Raw genomic sequence first — 4822 nt, forward strand, 5'->3', positions numbered from 1 at the left:
TACGCCCAAAGACGCCGAATCCCCCGCCGAATCCCCAGCCCACTCCCGCAACTGGGCGTGACGAATCGCCCTATCCGGAAACGGTCCGCCCCGTAGCTCCGACGCTCGGGCGAGTCGGTCAATCGGGGGAGCGGCCGGCCCCGCGTGCGCGGCGCACCACATCGTCGCAATCTGGACGCATGGCCTACCGGTACGCGACGGACCACACCGACTGGCTCCGCCGATCCAGCCGGCCCACCTCTGGAGGTCTCGCCATGTCCAGCAAAGAGCAGGCGGCAGGCACCGCACAGAGCACACGGCGCTCGGACGCATGGAAGACGGCGTTCACCATGCTGCAATCGGCGAAGCCGCCGTTCGTTCCGGAGGGGGCGGAGGCGATGACGGTCCTCGTCGAATACCCTCCCGGCGACCCCGGCGCCCCTCCCCACCGGCACTCGGGCCCCGCCTTCGGCTACGTGCTGGAGGGCGAGATGCTCTTCGAGCTGGAAGGCGAGCCGGAGCGGGTGATCCGGGCGGGGGAGTCGTTCTGGGAGCCGGGCGGCGATGTCATCCACTACCAGGACGGAAACAACCGGACAGACTCCCGGAGCCGCTTCGTCGTCACCATGCTCTGCGCCCCGGACCAGCCCATGCTCACCCTGGTGGAAGACGAAGAACTGGCCCAGCGCCAACACCTACGCGCTCCCCGCCCGGGCAGGTGACCCTCGCCGTCGTGTGGCTCCACGCCCAACGCCCTCCAGGGATCGGCGAGTGAATCGAACAGGCCCGGCGCCGCGGTCAGCGCGGTTGGCGTAGCCCAGCGACGAGGAGTTTGACCAGGCGGCGGGCGTCGTAGTGGGGATCACCTTCGGCGCCGATGCGCGGGGTGGGCGCTCTTGGGACCGGCCGAGCTTCCCGCGCTCTGGCCGCTGTCGTTCACCGCCGTGCTCCTTCCATGGCCGGTCTTGCGAAACGGAACATCGTTCCGTATTGTTTTTCGGAGCAGCGTTCCGGTTCTGCCATGACGGCAGACCGGGCGCTCCTCGCTCCCTCCACGGCCGGGCCCGGTCTGCGATGCCACCGACCAGCACGAACGCGCAGCGGACGGGCCGCCGAACCACCAGCGCGAAGAAACCGAACGGAAGGCACTCCCATGCCCACGTCCACGCTCGACTCGAACACCGCGAACGCGCAGCAGAACCCGGCGGCGCCCACCACGGTGGTATCCGCCAAGCCGGTCGTCCTGTCCGCCCCGGGCCGCGGGGAGGATCTCCAGGTCCGCGTGTCCGCGCCCGCGACCGGCGGCGAGCTGCCCGTCATCGTCTTCTCGCACGGCTTCGGCTGGTCGATGAACGGCTACGCCCCGCTGGCGGACCACTGGGCCGCTCACGGCTTCGTGGTCATCCAGCCCACCCACCTCGACTCCCGGACCCTCGGCATCCCCGCCGAGGACCCCCGTACGCCGCGGATCTGGCGCTTCCGTATCGAGGACCTCACGCGCGTACTGGACGGACTCGACGTTCTGGAAGCCGCCGTCCCGGGCCTCGGCGGGCGCCTCGACCGCGACCGCATCGCCGTGTCCGGCCACTCCTGGGGAGCGCAGAGTGCGAGCGCGCTGCTGGGTGCGCGCGTTCTCGGCTCCGATGGCGTTCCCGGCGAGGACATGTCCGATCCCCGGGTCAAGGCGGGTGTGCTGTTCGCCCTGACCGGCCTGGGCGACGACCTGACCCCGTTCGCCGTCGAACACCTTCCCTTCATGCGGCCGTCCTTCGACACCATGACCCCGCCCGCCCTCATCGTCGCCGGGGACAACGACCAGTCCCACCTGTCCACCCGCGGACCGGACTGGTTCACCGACCCGTACACCTACAGCCCGGGGAACAAGGCCCTGCTCAGGCTCTTCGGGGCGGAGCACTCGCTCGGCGGCATCCCCGGTTACGAGGTCGCCGAGACGACGGACGAGAGCCCCGCGCGCGTCGCGCTGATCCAGCACCTCAGCACGGCCTTCCTGCGCAGTGCCCTCCACCCCGAGGACACCAGTTGGAAGTCGGCCGTCAGCGCATTGGGAGACGACCTCAGCGCGCTGGGGAAGCTCCAGAGCAAGTAGGCGAGCCCTCCAACGACCAAGACCGCTCTACCGCTGCACAACAGAAAGGACAGGCGATGATCCTCGTCACCGGAGGTCTCGGCTTCATCGGAGCCCACACCGTGCGGGCACTCCTCGACCTGGGCGAAGACTGCGTCGTGGCCCAGCGCCGCACCCGTGAACTCCCGGCCGTACTCGCCGGAGAGCGGGTCGCGGTGGAGCAGGCGGACATCACCGATCGCGATGCCCTGCTCGCGATCGGCCGCCGCCACGACATCACGGGCATCGTGCACCTGGCGGCGTCCTATCCCTGGTCCCCGGCCCCCGGCGCGGCGGTCGAGACGACACGGCAGGCGCTCGACGGACTGCTGAACATCGCGCAGGCGACCCCGAACGAGCCGCCGCCGACTACATCGCATGGCTGCGCGCAGCCAACAAGACCTGAGCCGGAGCCCAGCCCCGGGCACGGCCCCCCCCGCGCCGGCACCGGGACTTGAGGGCGGCACTCATCTCGGTCCCCTTGTCTGGTTCTTCGGGCCGGTCGAGGGGGCTTCGTCCTGCCCGGAACGCGAATGGCCCCCACCGAAATGGAGGCCGATCAGGAGTACCCGCGGAGCCGACCGGGGGTACATTGCGAGTGTCAGCACGCTATGGGAGTCAGTATGCCCGAGACCAATGACAAGCACATCGGCGTCCGGATCCGTGAGTTCCGCATCATCCGCGACTTCTCCCTCGCTGAGCTGGGTCGGCGTGCCGACGTATCCACCAGCCAGCTCTCCCGAGTTGAGACCGGCGAGCAGCCCGCCAGCCCGTCCGTGCTGGCAGCGGTGGCCCGCGCGCTCGGAGTCACCTTGTCCGTACTGCACGGCCAGCCGTACATCCACATGCTCCAGAAGGATCAGCTCGATCGACTGCTCGCGCCGATCAGTAGCGCGCTCGACGCGTGGGACATCCCCGCCGAGGACGATCTGCCGCCGCGCTCACTGGACGACATCGCAGCAGACACGAAGGTCATCGCCAAGAAGCGCGCCAAGGGTGAGTTCGGGACGGTGGCTGAGGCGTTGCCGGGACTCATCACCGATACGGCCCTGGCCGTACAGACGTACACGGTGCCGGGCCGGGATCGCGAGCGAGCGCACAACCTGCAAGCCGAGATCGCGCGGACCACGGCGATCGTGGCGTATCGGCTCGGCTACATGGACCTCGCACGGCTCGCCCTGGCACGCATGGCCGTAGCCGCGCCCCACTCCGGTGACCCGCGCCAGGTCGCCGTCGAGAGGTACGAGCGCGCCGTCATCACCCATGCGGAAACCTCGCGCCCGGACCGAGGCGTGGCGCTGATGCGGCAGGCGCTACGTGATCTGGACGATGATGGCGACCCGGCGACCACCGCCGTGAGGGGCACCCTGCTGCTGCGTGCCTCGGCCCTCTCTGCCGTGCAGAAGGACCACACCGCCGCGAGGGATTGGCTCGGTCAGGCCACGCAGCTTGCGGAAGCCGGAGCCGCCGCGGATGCCGCCGAGAATCCACCCGGCTCTCGGTACGCCCTGGCATTCGGCGAGTTGAACGTGAATCTCGGGCGACTGGACGTCGCCATGTTCCAGGACGACTATGAGACCGCGGTACGCGTCGCGGACGATGTGCGGTTGCCCGAGTCGTATCAGCCCACGAGGGTGGCGGGCTTCCTGATCCGACGCGCCAGCGCGGAGGCGTGGACGGCTCGCCATGACGATGCGCTCGCCTCGCTGGAGCAGGCGCGTGCGAAGGCGCCGCAGTTGACCCGCTATCACCCCGACGTGCACCAGACCGTCGGGACGCTGCTACGGGCCCGGCAGAGGGCGGCAGAGCCGCTGCGCGAGTTCGCCCAATGGAGCGGTGTGTAGCTAACCCGGCACGCTAGGTCAAGGTCCTGGTGTCCCTATCTTGGGGGAATTGGGGCCTTGCCTCGTCGGCACGATGTGACGGTCAGTACACAGACCGTTCACGGAGCCGACCATGACGAGCTGGACCCTGCCGTGGGAACCACCGACAAGCAGGACCTCGAGGCATTACCGGTAGGCAAATGGTGGGACGCCATCTCCGCGCCCACCGCAGTCGCGGACCGCGCCCTGGAGCTGCTCGGCGGGCGATCCGGCGCCGTCATCCAGGACGACACCTACGGCAAGACGTACTGGCTGATCGGCGTCGACACCGCCCGTAGCTGGTGCATTCGGCAGGTCCGCGTCCTTACCGAACTCGCCGACGAAGGCACCCTCATCGGTGTGCCGCCCGCGTCCTGGGTCACTGGCCACTCGACGTACTGGCGGGTGCCCTTCCGTCTCGACCGGTGCCTGACCGACACCCGGCTGCTTCACGACGCCTTGGCCCAGGCCGCCGGGGAGATCCTCGGCCCGAAACCGGACGGCCGACAGCTCTGCTACGGCTGCCAACTTCCCACCGACGAGCCGGTCCCGGTCGCCATCGCGCACAGCGGCAGCGTCGCCGGCCGCACCGTCTACGCCTGCCCCGCCCACGCCCGGGACTACCCGGCGGCCGACGCCGTGACCCAGGCCGCCGCCATGCGCCGTGCCCTCGACCGAGGCAGGGCCCGATGACGGCCCCCGAACCCATCGCCGACCCGCGCGTCAATGGGCCGTGGCGGGCGGCCATCGAGCATGCCGGGGGCTGTCCGGCTTGCCGGACGCCCGGTGCCGTCTGCTCGGAAGGTGAGCGGCTGTTGCGCGTCCATGAGGAGGCTGCGCGGCGGGGCCGGTCAGG

The 4822-nt window shown here is 69.9% G+C and carries 5 protein-coding genes; all 5 read left to right on the top strand.

Features of this window, described 5'->3' with window-relative positions:
• Nucleotides 1-254 precede the first annotated feature (254 nt).
• The 5 genes from KN815_RS44885 (at nt 255) to KN815_RS44905 (ending at nt 4659) form a co-directional block, all read left to right on the top strand.
• A complete protein-coding gene (locus tag KN815_RS44885) occupies nt 255-701 on the top strand; it encodes a cupin domain-containing protein (protein ID WP_216347565.1) in 447 nt (148 codons plus the stop codon).
• A 431-nt stretch (nt 702-1132) separates the two neighbouring features.
• Nucleotides 1133-2086, top strand: coding sequence for an alpha/beta hydrolase family protein (locus KN815_RS44890; protein ID WP_216347566.1), 954 nt, complete (start codon nt 1133-1135; stop codon nt 2084-2086).
• Between the two features lie 56 nt (nt 2087-2142).
• Nucleotides 2143-2562, top strand: coding sequence for an NAD-dependent epimerase/dehydratase family protein (locus KN815_RS44895; RefSeq protein ID WP_253209641.1), 420 nt, complete (start codon nt 2143-2145; stop codon nt 2560-2562).
• A gap of 165 nt (nt 2563-2727) precedes the next feature.
• Nucleotides 2728-3948, top strand: coding sequence for a helix-turn-helix domain-containing protein (locus KN815_RS44900; protein WP_216347567.1), 1221 nt, complete (start codon nt 2728-2730; stop codon nt 3946-3948).
• A gap of 132 nt (nt 3949-4080) precedes the next feature.
• On the top strand, nt 4081-4659 hold the full coding sequence (locus KN815_RS44905; protein WP_253209642.1) for a hypothetical protein: 579 nt from the start codon (nt 4081-4083) through the stop codon (nt 4657-4659).
• The last annotated feature ends 163 nt before the right edge of the window (nt 4660-4822 follow it).

Origin of the sequence: Streptomyces niphimycinicus, assembly GCF_018883605.1 — a bacterium.
In the GTDB taxonomy this organism is placed as follows: domain Bacteria; phylum Actinomycetota; class Actinomycetes; order Streptomycetales; family Streptomycetaceae; genus Streptomyces; species Streptomyces niphimycinicus.

Excerpts from the sequence above, each read along its gene's own strand:
- KN815_RS44885 (WP_216347565.1), top strand. The coding sequence starts at position 255 with ATGTCCAGCAAAGAGCAGGCGGCAGGCACCGCACAGAGCACACGGCGC.
- KN815_RS44890 (WP_216347566.1), top strand. The coding sequence starts at position 1,133 with ATGCCCACGTCCACGCTCGACTCGAACACCGCGAACGCGCAGCAGAAC.
- KN815_RS44895 (WP_253209641.1), top strand. The coding sequence starts at position 2,143 with ATGATCCTCGTCACCGGAGGTCTCGGCTTCATCGGAGCCCACACCGTG.
- KN815_RS44900 (WP_216347567.1), top strand. The coding sequence starts at position 2,728 with ATGCCCGAGACCAATGACAAGCACATCGGCGTCCGGATCCGTGAGTTC.